The 19027-nt window shown below is 62.4% G+C and carries 19 protein-coding genes; 4 read left to right on the top strand and 15 right to left on the bottom strand.

Features of this window, described 5'->3' with window-relative positions:
- The gene (locus M2A_RS04700) at positions 1-1098 is read right to left on the bottom strand and encodes a DUF2125 domain-containing protein (RefSeq protein WP_045443572.1); all 1098 of its coding nucleotides are present in this window, start codon (positions 1096-1098) and stop codon (positions 1-3) included.
- 75 nt (positions 1099-1173) lie between these two features.
- On the opposite strand from M2A_RS04700, the gene M2A_RS04705 reads away from it, so the two are divergent.
- A complete protein-coding gene (locus M2A_RS04705; protein WP_045443575.1) occupies positions 1174-1704 on the top strand; it encodes a gamma-glutamylcyclotransferase in 531 nt (176 codons plus the stop codon).
- On the opposite strand, the gene M2A_RS04710 is transcribed toward M2A_RS04705, so the two are convergent.
- The 7 genes from M2A_RS04710 to ftsE form a co-directional block, all read right to left on the bottom strand.
- On the bottom strand, positions 1649-2857 hold the full coding sequence (locus M2A_RS04710) for a winged helix-turn-helix domain-containing protein (protein WP_045443578.1): 1209 nt from the start codon (positions 2855-2857) through the stop codon (positions 1649-1651). The two genes, M2A_RS04705 and M2A_RS04710, sit on opposite strands and share 56 nt — an antisense overlap.
- Positions 2857-3273: a VOC family protein gene (locus M2A_RS04715; protein WP_045443580.1), complete on the bottom strand. Its 417-nt coding sequence runs from the start codon at positions 3271-3273 to the stop codon at positions 2857-2859. Before M2A_RS04715 ends, M2A_RS04710 begins: the two co-directional genes overlap by 1 nt.
- Before the next feature lie 21 nt (positions 3274-3294).
- Positions 3295-5586, bottom strand: a complete 2292-nt coding sequence (locus M2A_RS04720) for an adenosylcobalamin-dependent ribonucleoside-diphosphate reductase (RefSeq protein ID WP_045443582.1) — start codon at positions 5584-5586, stop codon at positions 3295-3297.
- A gap of 203 nt (positions 5587-5789) precedes the next feature.
- On the bottom strand, positions 5790-6512 hold the full coding sequence (locus tag M2A_RS04725) for a lysophospholipid acyltransferase family protein (RefSeq protein ID WP_045443584.1): 723 nt from the start codon (positions 6510-6512) through the stop codon (positions 5790-5792).
- 24 nt (positions 6513-6536) lie between these two features.
- The gene (locus M2A_RS04730) at positions 6537-7172 is read right to left on the bottom strand and encodes a YdcF family protein (protein ID WP_045443843.1); all 636 of its coding nucleotides are present in this window, start codon (positions 7170-7172) and stop codon (positions 6537-6539) included.
- 104 nt (positions 7173-7276) lie between these two features.
- Entirely contained in the window at positions 7277-8221 is a 945-nt protein-coding gene (locus M2A_RS04735; protein ID WP_052379211.1) for a cell division protein FtsX, read from the bottom strand.
- Positions 8214-8873, bottom strand: coding sequence for a cell division ATP-binding protein FtsE (ftsE, locus tag M2A_RS04740; RefSeq protein WP_045443586.1), 660 nt, complete (start codon positions 8871-8873; stop codon positions 8214-8216). Before ftsE ends, M2A_RS04735 begins: the two co-directional genes overlap by 8 nt.
- A gap of 206 nt (positions 8874-9079) precedes the next feature.
- Here ftsE and M2A_RS04745 point away from each other — a divergent pair, with 206 nt between their 5' ends.
- Both M2A_RS04745 and hpt read left to right on the top strand, forming a co-directional pair.
- Complete coding sequence (locus M2A_RS04745; RefSeq protein WP_081875391.1) at positions 9080-9925, top strand: zinc-ribbon domain-containing protein; 846 nt, start codon at positions 9080-9082, stop codon at positions 9923-9925.
- The gene (gene hpt / locus M2A_RS04750) at positions 9922-10473 is read left to right on the top strand and encodes a hypoxanthine phosphoribosyltransferase (RefSeq protein WP_244444379.1); all 552 of its coding nucleotides are present in this window, start codon (positions 9922-9924) and stop codon (positions 10471-10473) included. Before M2A_RS04745 ends, hpt begins: the two co-directional genes overlap by 4 nt.
- Here hpt and M2A_RS04755 read toward each other — a convergent pair whose 3' ends face one another.
- The 4 genes from M2A_RS04755 to argH are packed head-to-tail and all read right to left on the bottom strand — an operon-like array spanning position 10474 to position 16051.
- Positions 10474-13149: a TIGR02302 family protein gene (locus M2A_RS04755; protein ID WP_045443591.1), complete on the bottom strand. Its 2676-nt coding sequence runs from the start codon at positions 13147-13149 to the stop codon at positions 10474-10476.
- Between the two features lie 57 nt (positions 13150-13206).
- Entirely contained in the window at positions 13207-14475 is a 1269-nt protein-coding gene (gene lysA / locus M2A_RS04760; protein WP_045443593.1) for a diaminopimelate decarboxylase, read from the bottom strand.
- 38 nt (positions 14476-14513) lie between these two features.
- Entirely contained in the window at positions 14514-14645 is a 132-nt protein-coding gene (locus tag M2A_RS18455; RefSeq protein WP_280113598.1) for a hypothetical protein, read from the bottom strand.
- Positions 14642-16051, bottom strand: a complete 1410-nt coding sequence (argH, locus tag M2A_RS04765; protein WP_045443597.1) for an argininosuccinate lyase — start codon at positions 16049-16051, stop codon at positions 14642-14644. Before argH ends, M2A_RS18455 begins: the two co-directional genes overlap by 4 nt.
- 123 nt (positions 16052-16174) lie before the next feature.
- Between argH and M2A_RS04770 the strand changes: the two genes are divergently transcribed.
- Positions 16175-16705, top strand: a complete 531-nt coding sequence (locus M2A_RS04770) for a TlpA family protein disulfide reductase (protein WP_244444380.1) — start codon at positions 16175-16177, stop codon at positions 16703-16705.
- Between the two features lie 5 nt (positions 16706-16710).
- Here the strand turns inward: M2A_RS04770 and M2A_RS04775 are convergent, their stop codons facing one another.
- The 3 genes from M2A_RS04775 to M2A_RS04785 form a co-directional block, all read right to left on the bottom strand.
- Positions 16711-17214 carry a PAS domain-containing protein gene (locus tag M2A_RS04775; RefSeq protein WP_197052841.1) on the bottom strand — a complete coding sequence of 168 codons (504 nt, stop codon included), beginning with the start codon at positions 17212-17214 and terminating at the stop codon, positions 16711-16713.
- Positions 17215-17345: 131 nt separating this feature from the next.
- Complete coding sequence (locus M2A_RS04780; RefSeq protein ID WP_045443606.1) at positions 17346-17951, bottom strand: PAS domain-containing protein; 606 nt, start codon at positions 17949-17951, stop codon at positions 17346-17348.
- Between the two features lie 139 nt (positions 17952-18090).
- Complete coding sequence (locus tag M2A_RS04785; RefSeq protein ID WP_045443614.1) at positions 18091-18966, bottom strand: 3-hydroxybutyryl-CoA dehydrogenase; 876 nt, start codon at positions 18964-18966, stop codon at positions 18091-18093.
- Positions 18967-19027: the final 61 nt, after the last annotated feature.

Genomic DNA, 19027 nt, shown 5'->3' on the forward strand with positions numbered 1-19027 from the left:
TTAATAAAGCGGCTCGAGGCGGCCGATAGAGACGGGCCCCAGAAACACCACGCCTTCATGGAAGGCAAGCGGCAGATGCATGCGCCCGTCCTGCGGCTTACCTTGCAGGGCGGAGATGATGCCGGCGCCGGCAAAGATGACGGGTGCGCTTTCTTTCTTCACGATGCCGGTTTCAACGAGCCGCGCGATCAGCTCTTCCACCTTGCCGAAGCTCGCCTCGATGCGCCCGCTCGGGCGGCCTTTGGCATCGAGCGTCAGCTCGCCCTGGCCCTTCATGTCGATGGGGCCCCAGAGAAGCTGAAGATCGGAAATGGTGATGCGCCCGCCTGAAGCTGCCCAGGCGCGTGCGCCGGTATCGAGATCGGCAGGCAGGCGCCCCGGCACTTCATAGCCGCGCATTTGGGCTTCAAAGAGCGCGATTTCCGGCTCGAGCCAGCCTGTGACGGGGCCGAAATCCCAGGCAATATCCGTGGCTTTGAGCGCCAGGTCGTAGGTGCGGGGCAGCGGCGGCGCGTCTTCTTCGGTGGCCTCAGGGTCGGGCGCCGGGCGGGTGTGGAGCTGCAGGCTGCCCGCGCTTGCCGAGCCGATAAACGTGCCGCTGTCTTCGCTCAGGCCGGAAGCCGCCCAATCTTTTATTTCGATGGCAAGCCGCCCGGCGCTTTCCTTGCCCGCAACATAGCTGCCCCAAAGGGTTTCGGCCTTCGAGATGAAACGCCGCTTGCCATCCGGGCCTGTCAGCGTCAAATCCTGTTCGCCGTTCACATCGACGATGAAATGGCCGGGCCTATAGGGCAGCATCTGGGCGCTGATTTCAGGCAGGGCGAGCGACCAGGCGGTCTTGCCGCGATCGCGGGTAAGCGTTGCCTCTTTCAGCGTCACGCCCATGCGGTAGGGAAAGCCGTGCATCTCATGGGCGCGCCAATCGGCCTTCACCCCGTTCTCCTGCACGCGGCCTTTATAGGCGAGCAGTTCTTCTTCCAGATTGCCTGCAAGCGTGAACCAGAAAATGCTATAGGCCCCTGCGATCAGCGCTAGCGCGCCGAAGGGGGCGGCGATTTTCCAGGGGAAACGGGGGGCTGTGTCGGCGCTTTTTGCCATTTATGAATCGGTCCGGCTTTTATTGCTGCCCTCAAGTCTGCCCGCTAGGGTCTGGCGGAGCAAGTAAGAGGTATCATGCAAGATCTCTGGGTATTTGGATATGGCTCGCTGATGTGGCGGCCGGGTTTCGATTTCGTGGAACGGCGCGATGCGCGCCTTTACGGCTATCACCGGGAGTTCTGTGTTTTCTCCCATGTCCATCGTGGCACGCCGGAAAAGCCGGGCCTTGTCTTCGGCCTCGACAGGGGCGGGGCGTGCCGGGGCGCGGCCTTCCGCGTGGCCGGTGAAAAGGCCGCCGAGGTCTATGCTTATCTGCAGGAGCGCGAACAGGTCACGAGTGTCTATCTCGATGTGATGCGCCCGGTGCGGCTTTTGGAGACGGGCGAGAAAGTGACCGCGCTTTGCTTCATCGTCGACCGCGCGCATCTGCAATATGCAGGCAAGCTCTCTTTCGACGATCAGGTCCGTCTCATTGCGGAAGGGAAGGGCCAGTCCGGGGCCAATCCCGATTATCTTTTCGGCACGCTCACGCATCTGCGCGAGATCGGCATCAAGGACGCCCGTCTTGAAGCTTTATGGCACGCCGTATTGCAGCGTCTGTCTTGACCGTCTCTGCGCCTGAAAATTTGGCAAGCCGCGCCAGCGCCTTGCGGAAGGCTTCTTCGCGGGCGCTTGTCCATTTGACGCCGGGCTCGAGCCAGAGGCCCTTCACTTCCAGAACGCCTTCCTTGCGGTGGACCTTCATATCCGCGCGGCCGGTAAAACGCGCGCCTTCTAAAATGGGCAGGACATAATAGCCATATTGGCGTTTCTTTTCGGGGACGAAAATCTCGATCCGGTAATCGAAGCCGAAAATGCGCTCGGCTCTTTTCCGGTCCCGAAGCACGGGGTCGAACGGGCTGAGAAAGCGCAGGCGCGTGGGCGGGGCGGGGGCCTCCAGGCGCTCTTCGATATCTTTGAAAGCCAGGGCGGCGCGTTTCGTCCCATCCGCACCGGTGATTTCCACCTCGCACAGCGCGCGCGCATTCTCCGCCAGCCATTTTTTGACTTCCGCCGGCGGCAGGCTGTCCCAAAAGGCGGCGATTTCTCCAGGCGTTGCCGTGCCCAGCCGTTTCAGGGCCTCGCGGCATTTCCAGTCGCGGATTGCCGCAGCGCTCGGGGTGTGCGTGCGGTGACCCTCCGGGATAACGCGTTCGGCCAAATCATAGACTTTCTGAAAGCCCTCGCGCCGGGAGATGGCAAGATCGCCCGTGCGCCAGAGAAATTCCAGCGCGGTTTTGGACGGGCCCCAGCCCCACCAGCCGCCCGCGCCTTTGTCTTCAAAGTCGCGGGCCATGAGCGGGCCTTCTTTCTCGATCCGCTGTTTGACGTTTTTGATGATCTTGGGGCCGTGCGGGCCGAGCCGCGTTTTCCAGGCCCCGTCTTTCAGTTTCTGCCGGGCGGCTTTGAAGCGTTCCTGCCAGTAAGGATAAAACTCGATGGGGATGAGGCAGGCATCATGGGTCCAATGTTCGAAAAGCGCCCTGTCGCTTTCATGCAGCCCGTGCAAATCCTCGCGTTTATATTTTTCCGCGCGCGAGAAAAGCATCATGTGATGGGCGCGCTCGACGGCATTGACGGAATCGAGCTGCAAATAGCCGAGCTTGCCGATCAGGGCACGCAGCTCTTCTTTTGGAAGCGGCGCGGCGGGTTTGCGCGTCAGGCCCTGCAGGTCGAGAAGCAGATGGCGGGCCTGACGGTTGGTGATTTGAAGCGGCATCAGGCAGCGTAAGGTTCGTAGACGAATTCAAGCTTCAGCCCGTCGGGATCGGCGAAAAAGACGGCGTAATAATCCGGGCCGTATTCGGGATAGGCGGCGGGGGCATCCAGAATTTCCGCGCCGATTTCTTGCAGCAGCGCATGGAGCCCGTCGACGTCTTCCCGGCTTTGCGCATGCCAGGCGACGTGATGAAGGCCGGGCGCATAGCGGTTGTGTTTTTGCCCCGCGCTTTCCGCTTTAGCGCGCAAAATGCCGATGGAGATATAAGCGCCTGCGGGCCGCGCCGCCCAATCGACGCTGTCGGCGTCTTCATCGACGCGGGCATAGCCCATAAAACCCAGAACGGCATCGTAAAAGGGGGCGGAGATGGCGGGGTCTTTAACGGTCAGGTCGAGATGATGAATGGCGCCGCGCATTATCGTTTTTGTCCTTTGCCCTTAGCTGCATTTGGAATAGCCGCAGGAGGTGCAGGTATCGCAGCCTTCCTGACGCACCAGCCCGCGCTCACCGCAGCGCGGGCAGCCTTTCATCCCCGTTACCACCGCCCCTTCAAGCAATTTGCCCTCGCTGAGCGGTTTGCCGTCTTTTTTGGTGATAAAGCCGATATCGATCATGTGCCGTTCGATCGTCTCGCCGATGGCGGCCAGAAGCGAGGGTACATAGCGCCCGTTCATCCAGGAGCCGCCGCGCGGATCGAACACGGCTTTCAATTCTTCGACGACGAAAGTCACATCGCCGCCGCGCCGGAAGACGGCGGAGATCATCCGCGTCAACGCCACGGTCCAGGCATAGTGCTCCATGTTCTTCGAGTTGATGAAAATCTCGAAGGGCCGGCGGCGCTTGTCCTGAATGATGTCGTTGAGCGTGATGTAAATGGCATGATCGCTTTCGGGCCATTGCAGCTTATAGGTATAGCCGGGCAGTACCGCATCGCGCTCGAGCGGTTTGGACATATAGACGACGCCGTCTTTGACCTCGAAAACGGGCGCGCCGCTTTCTTCCTCCGCCGGGCTTTCGGAAGGGCTAAGCGAGAGCACGGAGCCGCGCACCTCGCTCGGGCGGTAAGTGGTGCAGCCTTTCAGGCCTGCTTTATAGGCGCTGGTGTAAATATCCTTGAACGCCTCGAAACTGATATCGGCGGGGCAATTGATCGTTTTGGAGATCGAGCTGTCGATATAAGGCTGCACGGCGGCCTGGACGGCAATATGGGCGTCCGGGGTCAGGTCCTGCGCGGTGGTAAAGGCCTCGGGCAGCGGCGCATCCGCGCCATGCAGGGCGCGGTATTCGGCAAGGGCGTAGTCCACCACCTCTTCCTCGCGCGTGCTGCCATCGGCAAGGCGCACCTTGCGCCTGTAGCTCGGCGCGAAAATCGGCTCGATGCCGCTTGAGACATTACCCGCGAAAAGCGAGATCGTGCCGGTGGGCGCGATGGAGGTCAAAAGCGCGTTGCGGATGCCGTGATGCGCAATCGCATCCTGAAGATGCTGGGGCAATGCCTTGATGGTTTCCCCTGCCAGATAGGGCTCCTTCTCGAAAAGCGGGAAGGGGCCCTTTTCCTTGGCAAGCTCCACGGAGGCGGCATAAGCGGCGTGTTGCAGCCGGCTCATCCAGCGGTGAATGAGCGTCAGGCTTTCCGGCGCCCCGTAGCGCGCGCCGCACATCAGGAGCGCATCGGCAAGGCCCGTCACGCCAAGGCCGATGCGGCGCTTGGCTTTTGCCTCATGCTCCTGCTCGGGCAGGGGAAAGCGCGAAACGTCGATCACATTGTCCATCATGCGCACGGCGGTATGGACGAGATCGGCAAGCTCGTCTTCATCGATATGGGCTTCGGCGCCGAAGGGGTGTTTGACGAGAGCGGCCAGGTTGAGCGAGCCGAGCAGGCAGGCGCCATATGGCGGCAAGGGCTGCTCGCCGCAGGGGTTCGTCGCCTGAATGCTTTCGCAATAATAGAGGTTGTTGCGGGCATTGATGCGGTCGATGAAGATCACGCCGGGCTCGGCATAGGCGTAGGTCGAGGCGGTGATGTGGTTCCAGAGCGCGCGGGCGCGCAAGGTTTTGTAGACCTTGCCTTCGAAAGTGAGCTGCCAGTCGCCGTCTTCTTCCACCGCCTGCATGAAGGCGTCGGTGACAAGGACGGAAAGATTGAAATTCGTCAGCCGTCCCGCTTCGCGTTTCGCGTCGATAAAGTCTTCGATGTCCGGATGATCGCAGCGCATCGTCGCCATCATCGCGCCGCGCCGCGCGCCCGCCGACATGATGGTGCGGCACATCGCATCCCACACATCCATGAAGCTCAAGGGACCGGAGGCATCCGCCCCCACGCCTTTGACCGGCGCGCCCTTGGGGCGCAGCACCGAGAAGTCGTAACCGATGCCGCCGCCCTGCTGCATGGTCAGCGCGGCTTCCTTCAAATGATCGAAGATGCCCGCCATCGTGTCCGGGATGGTGCCCATGACGAAGCAGTTGAAGAGCGTGACGTCGCGCCCGGTCCCCGCGCCCGCCAGAATGCGCCCGGCGGGCAGGAACTTGTAATCCTCCATCGCCTGATAGAAACGCGCCGCCCAGCCCACCCGGTCATGGGGTTCGGCCAGCGCCAGGGCGGAGGCGACCCGCGCCCAGCTGTCAGGCACAGAGGCATCGCCCCTGCCGTCTTGGGGATTTTCCTCCGGGGTGCGGAACCGGTATTTCAGGTTCCAGATTTCCTCTGCAATGGCCGGGCGTTCACCCATTTCATTCTCCTTGCGCGGGCTCTCCCGCAGGGCCCTATAAGCTAGGGAGCCGGACCCTTATCGTCAATGAATGTTCTTTTAATGTTCACGGGTTTGCGGCCCGCCTGCGCCAATCCCTTTTCCTGGGGCGCGATAGGCGGGCTTAAGTTTAGGCCGGGAGAGTTGCAGGGGTGTTACTTTAGGCGTGTCGCCGCCGCGCGGCTTCAGCCGGAAAACCCTGCCTCGGCCAGAAGCTTATCGGTCGCAGGCTCGATGCGGCCTTCAAGCTCGGCCATGAAGGCTTTCCGGTTCATACCCGGCGGGATGGGGGGCAGGAATTCCAAGACGATGGTGCCCGGCCTGCGCAGGAACTTGCGGCGCGGCCAGTAGAGGCCGGAATTGAGCGCCACGGGCACGCAGGCAATGCCGAGCTGGCTGTAGAGCCCGGCCACGCCCGGCTTATAAGGGTTGTGCGATCCGGGCGCAGCGCGCGTGCCCTCGGGAAAGATCACCAGGTGGCGGTTCTGCGCCAGCGCGTTCTTGGCATGGAGGATGAGATTGCGCAGGGCGCTGGCGCCCGAGGTGCGGTCCACCGGCACCATCTGCGCTTTGATCGAATACCAGCCGTAATAGGGGATATAGAGCAGCTCTTTTTTGAGCACGATGGCCGGGTCGTTCAAAATCGCCGCGTAGATGATCGTGTCCCACATGGACTGGTGCTTTGAGGCGATAAGCGCCGGTTCTTTCGGCAGGTTTTCAAGTCCCCGCACTTCATAGCGCGTGCCCGCGATGACGCGCAGCAGCCACATGGTCCAGCGCGACCAGGCGCGCATGCAAAAGACGATAACGCCGCGCGGCAGAATGAAAGCCGGTGTCACCGCAATGCAGATGATTGCCGAGGAAACGTAAAAGGTCAGGTTGAAAAGAGCCGAACGCAGAAAGAGCACGGGAACCGTCCTATGGAATGCGCCTTAAGAGCCGGGCACCGGCGGGGCAAGGTAAGTACGGGCGAAGGAAACAAGATATTTCGTATATTCGGAAACGAGAAGCTTTGCCGTCCCGGGATAAGCCCACCAATCATCGAGGCGGACCTGATCCTGGAAGACGGGATAGCCGGTCAGCTCGGCCTCCGGCATGGCGCTTTGCAGCTCGCGCAGCGCGCGGGGCAGATGATAGGCGCTGGTAACGACGATGAGGCGCTGCATGGCGTTTTCCTGTGCCCAGGTTGCTGTCTCGATGGCATTGCCGATGGTGTTCTCCGCCCGCCAGTCGAGATCGACGCAGCAATCGAACAGCGCTTGGTCGGCTTTCAGCGCGGCGCGCAATTCCTCGCGGGTGACTTCCGGATTGACGCCGGAGACGAGCAGCCGCTTCGCCTTGCCGCTGTCGAGGAGGCCCATGGCTTCGGAAAGCCGTTCGGGTGTGCCGGTCAGCACGACAATGCCGTCCGCCGGGGCAAGGGCTGCGGGCGCTTTCTTTTCCAGGGACTGAATGAAACCGATCAGGCCGATGAGATAGGCCAGAAGCGCGGCAAGCAGCAGCGTGCCTGCCAGGCGCAATAGCCAGACTGCCGTCTCGTTCCTTGCTTGCCGGCCGGCCGCCGCCATTTCCAGCTCCTCCACTTCGTCTCCCGGTGTCCCGTGCGGGCCTCTGGGAGCCCTGACCTTTTCAGCCTATTGCGGGTGAGTATACAGGGGCTGAACGGGCCGCGTCACATCATCCGTCCGAGCACCCTAAGCACGGTAAAGCGGGCCGTGGCGGCCACCACAAGGGCAAGGGCGGCGGGCACCACCATCAGCCAGAGATAATGCAGGGCGGAAAGCGAAGGAAGCGGCACCAGAAAGAGCGCCCCGTCCGCCGCCAATATTTCCATGAGTAAGAACGTGAAAAGCGCAAGAGCGAAGCCGATCAGGCCGCCCCGCCAGCCCAGATCGAAGAAATGGCGCTGGATTTCGGCGGCGATGAAGCCGTCCCGCGCCCCGCACAGATGCAGCACTTCCACTACTTCCTGATTGGCTGAGAGCCCCGCCCGAGAGGCGAAAATGACCAGCGCAATGGTGGTCGCCGAAATGATCACCAGCACCGCAAAGGCAAGAAAACGGGCCGCCGAGGTTGCCCCCAGAAGATCTTCGAGCCATTGGCGGTGCGTGTCGAGGACAAGGCCGGGGGCGGCACCGGCAAGGCGCGCGGCAAGCGCTTCCATATCGACCGGGACGCCTTTTTCAAGCTCCACATCGATGAGGCGCGGCAGCGGCAAGCTCTCGGAAATCGTGCCGGCGCCGAGCCAGGGCTCGATCAGCGCGGCGGTCTCCTCGGCTCCCAGCGCTTCGGCTTTCACGATGCCGGGGGTGGCGAGCAGAATGGAGCGGGCGGCGGCGATCTGGTCTTCCGCGCTCACGTCATCTGAAGGTTTGACCTGCACGGTCAATGTGCCGGTGAGATCGCTTTCCCAGCCGCTGGCCGCTTTGGAGACGATGAGCGAGGCCCCGAGCGCGAGACATGCCAGAAAGCTCATCGCGGCAATGACGAGCACCAGCGTCGGCCCGGTCGTGCCGGCGGCGGGCATGACGCCTTTTTGCGGCGCGGCCATGCGGTGCAGCTGCTCGCTCCAGGATGGGACTTTTTCTTCGCCCGGGGTGCCCGCGCTTTCAGCCATGATAGACAAGCTCCCCGTTTTGAATGAGGAGGACGGGCGCGCCGACCTGTTCGACCAGCGAATGGTCGTGGGTGGCGAAGAGGATCGAGGTGCCGAGCCGGTTCAGTTCTACGAAAAGCCGCATCAGGCGCTGGCCCATTTCCGGATCGACACTGCCGGTCGGCTCATCGGCCAGCAAAAGCTCGGGCTGGGCGACGACGGCGCGGGCAATGGCGGCGCGCTGTTTTTCCCCGCCTGAAAGCGTGGGCGGTTTGGCATCCATGCGCTCGCCCAGGCCCACCCAGGCCAAAAGTTCGCGCACATCGGCCCGGTAGCTGGCTTCCTCGCGCCCGGCCACTTTCAGCGGCAGGGCAATATTTTCATATGTTGTAAGATGGTCCAGCAGCCGGAATTCCTGAAAAACAATGCCGATGCGCCGGCGCAGGCTTGGCAGATCCTTGCGGTCGGTGGTTGCGATGTCGTGCCCGAACATGGAAATCAGCCCGCGCGAGGGCTTGTGCGCCAGAAACATGAGCTTCAAAAGCGAGGTCTTGCCCGCCCCGGACGGGCCGGTGAGAAAATGGAACGACCCCGGCTCCAGGTGAAACGAGACATCGCGCAACACTTCCGGTCCCATGCCGTAACGCATGCCCACATTTTCGAATCGCACCATAAAGGGTCTCCGGCTGTGTTTTGGGTTCTACCTTAACCCCCTCTTAACCGTGTATGGTCGTTAAATAAAGGGCTTGGACCTTTGTCCGGCGGGCCGTTCCGGCGCCGGTTTTCCGTGCCATCCGCGTATCCTGGATGGCAGGGCTCCGCTTGTTTCACCACGCACTGTGTGCGAAGAACATATAGGCCACTCGCTAGTCGAATCGCATGATTATAACGTGCCCATCCTGTGATACGCGTTACAACGTGGATGCCGCCGGTTTCGAACCGTCGGGCCGCAAGGTCCGCTGCGCGAAATGCGGCGAGCATTGGCATCAGGAACCGGAAAGCGCGCAGGCCAAGGAAGACGCCGAAGAGCTGGAGAGCGCTGCTGCCGTAGAAGCGGAGAGCGGCGATGCAGAGAGCAGCGATGATGTACCGCCGCCCCCGCCGCCGCTCGATCCCGATTTCGGCAAACCGGCCAGGAAATCCCAAAGTGCCGATGACGAGGAAGACGAGCCTGCGCCCGCGCGCAGCCGTCCGCGCCACCAAATGCCCATCAAGGCGCGCGGCAGCCGCACGCTGCAGGTGGCAGGCTGGGTGGCGCTTATCGCGTTTGTCGCGGGCTCCGCGCTTGGCGCCGCCGCCTTCCGCAGCGAGATCATCCGCCTTTGGCCGGCCACGCAGACGCTTTATGCCGCCTTCAACGATCCCGTCGATATCGACGATATGGCGTTTCAGAACGTGTCCTATGAATACCAGTTCGAAAACGGGCTGCCGGTGCTCTCCATCCGCGGGGAAGTGATCAATGAAGGCGAGGCGCGCATTCCGCTTCGCCCGGTTCAGATCGATCTGCGCGGGGAAAACCGCGAGCGGCTTTATCATTGGACGTTCCGTCTGCCCGAAACGGCGCTCGATCCTGCAGAGCGGGCCGAATTCGTCACCCGTCTTTCCAGCCCGCCTCTTGAGGCGCGCGATCTCGTCATCCGTTTCACCGAAGAAGAGGACGCTACGCCAGAGGCAGGGGCAGAGGCGGAAAAAGGCGGTGCGGAAAAAGATGAGGCGGCCCGGTGAGCAAGGGCGCCGCAGACGGCATGCCCCGCATCGAAGTGCTTTTCAGCGCCGCTGAAATCGGCGACCGGCTGGGCGCGCTCGCCCGCGAGATCGTGGCCGATTTCGGCCCGGATTTCCTGATCGTGCCCGTGCTCAAAGGCAGTTTCATTTTCGCAGCTGATCTCGTGCGCGCGCTGCATTTTGCGGGCGCCAATCCGCGTGTCGATTTCCTGTCGCTGGCCAGCTACGGCGCGGCCACGTCTTCGTCCGGTAAGGTCGAGGTGCTGCGCGATCTGGAAGCGGATGTCGGCGCCGACAAGGTGCTGCTGATCGACGATATTTTGGAATCGGGCCGCACGCTGGAATTTGCCGCGGGGCTTTTGACCGGACGCGGCGCCGCCAAAGTGGCGTCCTGCGTGCTGCTCGATAAACCGGGCAAGCGGGCGGCATCGTTCCAGGCGGATTATGTGGGCTTTGAGTGCCCCGATAAATTCGTCATCGGCTATGGCATGGACCTCGCTCATGCCTATAGGGCGCTGCCCTATATCGGCTATCTGCCGGATGCGTAATTAAAAGCGCCGCAGCAATCTTTCCAGATAATCAAGTTCGATTTGCGGGCGGCCCATTTCGGCGGCGCGGCGGCGCAGCTCGTTCAGGATTTCCCGCGCGCGCTCCGCGTCGATTTCGTCGGGCACTTGCACGTCATCGCCGAAATCGGGTCCGGCGGAGCGGGTCGGGCGGCCCAGGGGATCGGTATTGGCATTGCCGCTGCCTTGCCCGGAATTGCCGGAGCGGGCCATGCCGCCTGCCATGCGCTCCAGCATCTGGTTGGCCATGGACTGGGCGCCCGCGCGCAGCTGGTCGATGGCCTGGCCTTGCGCGCCTGTCGCCCGTTCGGCCCGGCCCTGTTTCAAGCGGTCGTCCGCCTGATCCATCGCGCGCTCGGCATGTTCAAGGGCGGAGGGCACTTCCTCACCGCTATTGTGCAGTTCTTCCATGAGCGCGCGCAGCTTGTCGCGCAGCGCTTGCTGGCGCCCGCGCAGGTCCGGATAACCGCCCGTGCCGCTGCCTTGCTGCGCGCCTTGGCGGGCGCCGCCCTGCTGCGTGCCGTTTTGCTGGCTGCCGCTTTGGCTGCCACCGCTTTGCCCCGAGCCTTGCTGGTTGGAGCTGAGGCCCTGGCGGCCTTGCTGATCGAGCGGGCGGGCCTCTTCCTTCTTGGCCTCGCCGAACGTGTCGTCCATGAGCTCGCGCTGCTCGCCGATCATCTCGCCCATTTCATTCAGCGCTTCGGAAAGGGCGGAAGGGGCCTCGGCGTTCTGGTTCTGCCCATCGCCGGTTTGCAGGTTTTCCAGAATATTGCCGAGCTGGGAGAGCATGTCCTGTGCCTGCTCGCGCGCGCCGGTGCGGGCGAGATCGCCGATCGCCTCCAGCATTTTTTCAAGGTCCGAGCGCTCCAGCGCCTGGGTCTCGGGGTTCTGCGGCATGGCGGGCAATTGTTCGGCCATATTGCCCATCTTTTCCGAAAGCGCATCGAGATAGCGGGCGAGCGCCGATTTCAGCGCCTCCATGGCCGCTTCGATTTCTTCATCCGAGGCGCCTTCGGCCAGCGCTTCGGCCAGCTTCTCGCGCGCATCGCGCAGATCGCGCTCGGCAAGCGAAAGATCGCCGTCCTCGATATGAAGCGCCAGATCCCAAAGGAGGTCGAGCACGCCGTCCAGATCGGCCAGATGCCGCGCCTTGGTCAGCCGCCAATAGGCCGCGCGCAGGCCGAGAAAGACGGTCATGTCGCCGCCATGGCGCTCCAGATCCTGGGAAAAGGCGCTGAGAAATCCGGCAATATTCATGCGCGAATCCGGATAAAGGGCAAGGCGGCGGCGCTGCTCGGCAATGGCGGCGGCCAGCGGCTCGTTGAACTGGCGCGCGGGCAGCACCAGGCTGCGTGTTTCGCTTTTCCCCGTTTGGCCTGCATCGTCTTGCGCAATCAGCCAAAGCTCGACGGGCAGTCCCGCCCAGGGATGGGCGGTCAGATCGCGGAAAACTTCCTGGGAAACTTTTTTGGGCCGCAGGCCCGGCAAGGGCAATTCGACCAGAGGCGGGGGCATCAGCACATTGTTTTGTGCGCTTGCGTCTTCTTTCTCTGCCGCGTTTTCAGCCCGCTCGAACAGCGGATCGCTGCCTGCCGTTTGAAAGAGCGTGCGCTCCTGCAGGACGACGGAGGGCCCGAGCGCCATGCGCGCCTGAACCGATTTCAGGCCGTAGTCGTCGCTTGCCTCATAACCAAGGCGCAGCGCCTTGCGCAGCGTGTCTTCGAGCGGGCCGTCGAATGCGATCTCGGGCGCATCGTCCGGAATGATCTTGAAGTCCCAGCTATAAAGATCGTTGCTTGCCCGGCTGAGGGTGAGCGAGGTGTCCTCGCTAAGCGTTACCTGCGCTTCATAGGCGTTTTCGCCGAGCGTCTTGAAGGCGGTCTCGCTGGCGCCAGCAAGCTCATAGGCGGGCCGGGGGCCGGGGCCATGTACGCGCAAGGTCAGGACGGAGCCTTCGGGAATCTCGAATTCGGTTTTACCCTTGGGTGCGCCTTTGGCACCGGCCAGAAAGAGCGGCGGGCGGCCGGTATAGGCTGGCGGGTTCACCCAGGCATCGACGCTTGTTGCGGTGTCCGGCATGCCAAGGCCTGGCCAATAGGTGCGCGCCAGCCGCTCCCCCGTTTCAGGGCCGAGGATGACCGTAAAAACAAGAAGGGCGGTGACGAGCGCGGCGCGCAGCGCATATGGGTCGGCGGCGGCAAGGCTGGCGCGGGGCAGGCCGACACGGGCTTTGACGACTTTTTCCGCGATCCAGGCGCGGTGGGCGGCCCAAAGCGCGGCTTCACCCGTGCCCTCGGCGGCTTCATCATTGAAAGCGGAAAGCGGGCGGTGGGAGAGGCCGGAGATATGCTCCATCCGGCGCAGCGCTTCCTCCCGGCTTGGCGGGTAAAGCGCGGTGCGGCGCTGCCAGAGCAAAAAACCGGCAGCGGCGAAACTCGCGCACCATAAAAGCCAATGGGCGGCGAGCGGCAGGCTGCTTAAAAAGCCGCTGAGGCCCGCCAGCGTGAAAAGGCCGAGAACGGCAAGGCTTGGCCAAAGGGCAGGCCAAAGCCGCTCCCAGAACAGCGCAAGGCGGCTTGCGCCCACGCGCCGCTCGATCGGCGCAGGCAGGCCGGGCTTTTGCAGGCCAGGCTTTTGTGAGGCGTCTTGCTCTGCCAAGCCGAGGGCTCCTCTTCCCGCATGCGTTCCGCTGCCCCCTGATCAGATAGATCTTCCTTAAGGGGCCAGCCAGTCCGGTATCTTATCCTGCCCAAGCATTGCGTCATAATCTGGGCGCGGGCGGATCACGGCCATGTGTTCGCCGGAGACCATGATTTCGGGCACCAGAGGCCGGGTATTATAGGTCGAGGAAAGCACCGCCCCATAGGCTCCCGCCGACATGAGCGCGATGAGATCGCCGGATTTCAGGGGGGGAAGCTGGCGCCCCTTGGCAAAGAAATCCCCGGTCTCGCAGACGGGCCCGACGACGTCATAGGTGACGGGGGCGGCATCCGGGACTTCCTTGACGGGCAGAATGTCGTGATGGGCGTCATAAAGCGTCGGGCGGATAAGGTCGTTCATCGCCGCATCGACAATGAGGAAGGCCCGGTCGGTGCCGTGCTTCTCATAGATGACGGAGGAAACGAGGATGCCGGCATTACCGGCGATCATGCGCCCCGGCTCGAACATCAGCGTGCAGCCCAGATGCCCGACCGTGCGCGCCACCATCGCCGCATATTCGCTGGGGTGCGGCGGCACGTCATTCGTGCCCCGGTAGGGAATGCCGAGCCCGCCGCCAAGGTCGAGCCGCTTGATGTCATGGCCTGCCGCGCGCAGCCGTTCGGCCATTTCCGCCACGCGGGTAAAAGCGGCTTCAAAGGGGGCAAGGTCGGTCAGCTGGCTGCCGATATGCACATCGATGCCCGCCACCTCGATGCCGGGAAGCGCGGCGGCGCGGTCATAGACGTCCGGCGCGCGCTGCCAGGAAATGCCGAACTTGTTTTCCGCTTTCCCGGTGGCGATTTTCTCATGGGTCTTGGCATCGACATCCGGATTGACGCGCAGCGCGATAGAGGCGGTCTTGCCCATGGCGGCGGCAACCTTGGAGAGCTGCTCCAGTTCCGGTTCCGATTCCACATTGAATTGCAGGATGCCCGTTTCGAGCGCGAAACGCATTTCCTCCTGCGTCTTGCCGACGCCGGAGAAGACGATTTTTTCAGGCGCAATGCCCGCCGCCAGCGCGCGGCGCAGCTCGCCCTGCGAGACGACATCGGCGCCCGATCCCAGATCCGCCAGAAGTTTGATAACGGCAAGATTGGAATTGGCTTTGACCGAATAGCAGATCAGCGTGTCGGTGCCTTTGAAGGCATCGGCGAAGACCTGATAATGCCGCTCGATCGTGGCGCGCGAATAACAATAGAAAGGCGTGCCGATCTTTGCGGCAATATCGCTGAGCGCGACATCTTCGGCATGAAGCACGCCGTTCTTGTAGGCAAAATGATGCATAAGATTCTCTGCGGCAGCGCCAGTTTAAAGCGCCAGTTTTAAGAGGCCTGCTCCTCCTGCTGCGGGGCGGGCGGGTCTTGGAGGTTGCCCTTCTTGCCGCAAGCGGCAAGGCCGAGCGCCAGGGTCAGAGCGGTGGTCAGCGCAATGGTCAGTGTGCGTGTGCGTTTCATGGTTTTGCCGATCCGTTTTTGTTTTCCCCGGCCAGCGCCTTTTCCCAGAACGCGGCCATGGCCTTGACGTTATCCGGCGCCGTGCCGCCGAAGCTCGTGCGGCTTTTGACGGAATTGTCGATGCCGAGCACGGAATAGACTTCCTCGGTGATGCGCGGTTCTGTTTCCTGCATTTCGGCCAGGGAAAGCCCGTCGAGATCGCAGCCTTTTGCCTCCGCCTTCGCCACCAGCGTGCCGGTGACATGGTGCGCGTTGCGGAAGGGCATGTCCAGCGTGCGCACCAGCCAGTCGGCAAGGTCCGTGGCGGTGGAAAAGCCCTTGGCGGCGCTGGCGCGCATCGCTTCTTCGTTCACCTTAAGGCGCGTCACCATGGCGGTCATGGCGGCGATGCAGAGCGAGAGGGAATCGAGCGCGTCGAAGGCGGTTTCCTTGTCTTCCTGCATGTCCTTGGAATAGGCGAGCGGCAGGCCCTTCATCACGACGAGGAGCGAGGTCAGACCGCCGATCACCCGGCCGGTCTTGGCGCGCACGAGCTCGGCGGCATCCGGGTTCTTTTTCTGCGGCATGATGGAGGAGCCCGTGGTCAGGCTGTCCGGCAGGCGTACGAAATCGAACCCGGGCGTCACCCAGATCACCAGCTCCTCGGCAAGGCGCGAGAGATGCACGGCCGTGATCGCCGCCGCGCTCAAGGTTTCGAGCACGAAATCGCGGTCCGACACGCTGTCGAGCGAATTGCGCGTCGGCCCGTCGAAGCCGAGTGCCGCGGCGGTCTTTTCCCGGTCGATGGGAAAGGAGGTGCCGGCAAGGGCGGCCGCGCCGAGCGGGCTTTCGTTCAGCCTTTTGCGCGCATCGGCAAAGCGGCCCCGGTCCCGGCCCGCCATTTCCACATAAGCCAGACAATGATGGCCGAAGGTGACGGGCTGGGCGGTCTGCAAATGCGTAAAGCCCGGCATGACGGTTGCCGCATGCGCCTTGGCTTTGGCCACCAGCGCTTCCTGCAAGGCGTGCAGCTGGCCGTCCAGATGATCGAGCGTGTCGCGGATATAGAGCTTGAAATCCGTCGCCACCTGGTCGTTGCGCGAGCGGGCGGTGTGAAGGCGGCCTGCGGCCTCGCCCACGGTTTCTTTCAGGCGCGCCTCGATATTCATGTGAATATCTTCAAGCGCGCGGGAGAATTCGAATGTGCCTGCCTCGATTTCCACGCTGATCGCGTCGAGCCCCGCGACAATTTGATCTGCATCCGCCTTTGCAATAATTCCCTTTTCGGCGAGCATATGGGCATGCGCTTTCGAGCCCCTTATATCCTGGGCGGCAAAACGCTTGTCGAAGCCGATGGAGGCATTGATTTCCTCCATGATTTCATCGGGGCTCTCGCCGAACCGGCCGCCCCACATTTTGTTGCTCATTCGTTTTCTCCGGCGTACTGCCCGCGCCGGGGCGTGGGAGGTAAATTGATGACCCGGTCCAAGATATTGCTGCCGCTCGGAGCCCTGGCTTTGGCGGGGATCATTGCTTTAGGGGTCATATACTTGATTGAGCCGGGCGGGCGCAATCTTGAAGGGGGACCGGCTTCCGGGCCGCTCGCCGCCTATTCGGTGGGCGAAATGAAGGGATTTGTCAGTTTTCCCCAGCTTGAAGCCCCCGATCCTGTCAGTTTCCGCAATGCGGCGGGTGAGGAACTGGGCCTTGACGCCTTCAAGGGCAAGGTCGTGCTGCTCAATCTCTGGGCGACCTGGTGCGGGCCCTGCCGCCATGAAATGCCGGCGCTCGACCGGCTGCAGGCCGACCTTGGGGGGCCTGATTTCGAGGTTGTGGCCCTCAGCCTCGACAAGGGCGGCATGGAGGGCCCGAAGGCTTTCTATGAGGAAGTGGGGGTGAGGAACCTCGCGCTTTACCAGGACCCGTCCGCCCGGGCGGGCGTCACGCTCGGGGCTTTCGGCCTGCCGCTGACGATGCTGCTCGATAAGCAAGGGCGGGTGGTCGGCCGCCTCGTCGGGGCCGCGGAATGGGATTCGCCTGATGCCAAGGCGCTGATCAAGGCCGTGCTGGAACGGGAATAGGCTTTTCAGGCTTCCGTTGCCATCAGGCCAATGGCCTGCTCCATGCGCCCCGGTGTTCCGGCTGAAAGTGGCAGGGCGGCAATATGGAGCACGCGGTGATTGTCGGCGTGATAATCCATGCGGGTGCGCAAAAAGAGCGGGGCTTGCGCGGCCACCAGCCGGGTGATGACGACTTTCCAACGTTCCTGGGATTTTTGCGCAAGCTCAGGCGGGCGGTTGCGGCCGATTTCGGTGCGGCCCGTGCCGGTGCGTTCTTCTCCGGTCAAATAGGCAAGCTCGGAGCCGAAAAGCCGGACACGGAAATCGCCTTCGGCGGTGAGCGAATTGACCAGCAGAATATTCGGTAGAAGGCGGGGGATCTCGATCGGGTCGATATCGGTGCGGTCCGGCATCGCCCGGCCGGCGGCTTTTTCCCGCCAGTAATCATGGAGCTGGATGGTAAGGGGATGGAGCGGCACGTCCATCCATTGCAATCCGGCTGGAATTCTATTGATCGGTCCGCATGTCATGCCGTTTCCCCGGGTCCCCTGTTTCGCCTGGCGTTTGCTGCGCGTTGCAGGTTGTTTTACGACTCGTTTTTCCAAGAGGATCATGTATCGGCGCGAAAGAACAAAACTGTGGCTCCGATTTTGGTTTTCTCTCAGATGAAGCCCGGCGTTTCTGCGCCGTAAGGCACGGGCGGGGGCAGCAGCTCGTCGGCAGAGCGGGGCAGCGTGACGAGAATGCCGAGTATCTGTTTCATCTCCTCGCTTTCCGGCCCGCAAAGCGGCAGGCAGGCGCCGTGAAAGATCATGAAGTCGCGCCCGCTATTGTTCATGGGCGCCTTGACGAAAGCGGGTGCTTTTTCCGCAACGGTCAGATGAAAAATATTGAGCCAGCGCGAGCGGATGTTCTGCGCCGATTGTTCCTGCTTCTCGCACTTGATCTGTGAGAGGCGCATGCCGGTGCGGTCCTCGCCCAGCATTTCGCTGAGCTCGGAGCCGAAGACGCGGATCTGCCCGTCCTTGCCGCCGTCCAGAATATCGAAAAGCACGAGATGGGGCATGAGGCGGGGAATGTCGGTGGGCGAAACATCGCCGCGGGCCGGCATGGCGCGGCCGCTGCCCCGTTTTTCCTGCCAGTAATCCAGAAGCAAAGCGAGCTGGGGATGCTGCGGCTCGGCCAGCCGTTCGAGCGCGGCGCCTTCCGCGCCCGGTACAGTGCCTTGGGGCGCATGGTGCGCGTCCTGCCATCCAAACCAGCGCATGTTCTCGCCCTCCCCTGCAAGATCAGCCCACATTGAAGTGTGGGGCGGTAATCTAACCAAAATCTAAACAGGCAAAGGTTTTGTAAGGATCAAAGAAAAGGCCCCGTGCGGGGCCTTAACCTTGTTTTCTGCGCGGTGTCTAGCGTGTGGGTACCGGATGATCGCCCCGGTAATCATAAAAGCCGCGCCCGGCTTTGCGCCCGAGCCAGCCGGCTTCCACATATTTCACGAGCAGCGGGCAGGGCCGGTATTTGGAATCAGCAAGCCCGTCATAAAGCACCTGCATGATGGAAAGGCAGGTATCGAGGCCGATAAAGTCGGCAAGCTGCAAGGGGCCCATCGGATGATTGGCGCCGAGGCGCATGGCCTTGTCGATGCCTTCCACGCTGCCAACGCCTTCATAAAGCGCATAGACGGCTTCGTTGATCATGGGCAGAAGGATACGGTTGACGATGAAGGCGGGGAAATCTTCCGCGCTTGTCCATTGCTTGCCAAGCCGTTCGGCGAGGGTGCGCACCGCCTCGAAGGTTTCGTCCGACGTGGCGATGCCGCGCACCAGCTCCACGAGTTCCATCACCGGCACCGGGTTCATGAAGTGCAGGCCCATGAATTTTTCCGGCCGGTCGGTTGCCGAGGCAAGGCGCGTGATGGAAATGGAGGAGGTGTTCGTGCAGATGATGGCATCATCTGAAATCAGCGGGCAAATCTCGGTAAAGATCGAGCGTTTGACTTCTTCGCTTTCCGTCGCCGCTTCCACGACGAGATCTGCCTGATTGATCTGGTCATACGTGTCGGCGGGGCGGATGCGGTCGAGTGCTGCCTCGCGCTCGCTTTCGGATATGCGCCCGCTCGTCACCTGGCGGTTCATATTGCCCGTGATGGTCGCGATGCCCGCCTCGGCCCGGTCCATCGTCATGTCGATCAATTGCACCTTGTAGCCGGCCAGGGCGCAGACATGTGCAATGCCGCTGCCCATCTGCCCGGCGCCAATGACCGCAATCTCATTGAAACTCATTCCCAGCACCTCGTCGCATGTTTGCGTGTCGTGTGTTTTTGCGAGCCTACACGAAAACGGC

This window comes from Tepidicaulis marinus (genome assembly GCF_000739695.1).
Taxonomy (GTDB): Bacteria; Pseudomonadota; Alphaproteobacteria; order Parvibaculales; family Parvibaculaceae; genus Tepidicaulis; species Tepidicaulis marinus.

What these genes read in the sequence shown, in the direction of transcription:
- M2A_RS04700 (WP_045443572.1), bottom strand. Translation starts at nt 1,098, where the DNA reads ATGGCAAAAAGCGCCGACACAGCCCCCCGTTTCCCCTGGAAAATCGCC.
- M2A_RS04705 (WP_045443575.1), top strand. Translation starts at nt 1,174, where the DNA reads ATGCAAGATCTCTGGGTATTTGGATATGGCTCGCTGATGTGGCGGCCG.
- M2A_RS04710 (WP_045443578.1), bottom strand. Translation starts at nt 2,857, where the DNA reads ATGCCGCTTCAAATCACCAACCGTCAGGCCCGCCATCTGCTTCTCGAC.
- M2A_RS04715 (WP_045443580.1), bottom strand. Translation starts at nt 3,273, where the DNA reads ATGCGCGGCGCCATTCATCATCTCGACCTGACCGTTAAAGACCCCGCC.
- M2A_RS04720 (WP_045443582.1), bottom strand. Translation starts at nt 5,586, where the DNA reads ATGGGTGAACGCCCGGCCATTGCAGAGGAAATCTGGAACCTGAAATAC.
- M2A_RS04730 (WP_045443843.1), bottom strand. Translation starts at nt 7,172, where the DNA reads ATGGCGGCGGCCGGCCGGCAAGCAAGGAACGAGACGGCAGTCTGGCTA.
- M2A_RS04735 (WP_052379211.1), bottom strand. Translation starts at nt 8,221, where the DNA reads ATGGCTGAAAGCGCGGGCACCCCGGGCGAAGAAAAAGTCCCATCCTGG.
- ftsE (WP_045443586.1), bottom strand. Translation starts at nt 8,873, where the DNA reads ATGGTGCGATTCGAAAATGTGGGCATGCGTTACGGCATGGGACCGGAA.
- M2A_RS04745 (WP_081875391.1), top strand. Translation starts at nt 9,080, where the DNA reads ATGATTATAACGTGCCCATCCTGTGATACGCGTTACAACGTGGATGCC.
- lysA (WP_045443593.1), bottom strand. Translation starts at nt 14,475, where the DNA reads ATGCATCATTTTGCCTACAAGAACGGCGTGCTTCATGCCGAAGATGTC.
- M2A_RS18455 (WP_280113598.1), bottom strand. Translation starts at nt 14,645, where the DNA reads ATGAAACGCACACGCACACTGACCATTGCGCTGACCACCGCTCTGACC.
- argH (WP_045443597.1), bottom strand. Translation starts at nt 16,051, where the DNA reads ATGAGCAACAAAATGTGGGGCGGCCGGTTCGGCGAGAGCCCCGATGAA.
- M2A_RS04775 (WP_197052841.1), bottom strand. Translation starts at nt 17,214, where the DNA reads ATGACATGCGGACCGATCAATAGAATTCCAGCCGGATTGCAATGGATG.
- M2A_RS04780 (WP_045443606.1), bottom strand. Translation starts at nt 17,951, where the DNA reads ATGCGCTGGTTTGGATGGCAGGACGCGCACCATGCGCCCCAAGGCACT.
- M2A_RS04785 (WP_045443614.1), bottom strand. Translation starts at nt 18,966, where the DNA reads ATGAGTTTCAATGAGATTGCGGTCATTGGCGCCGGGCAGATGGGCAGC.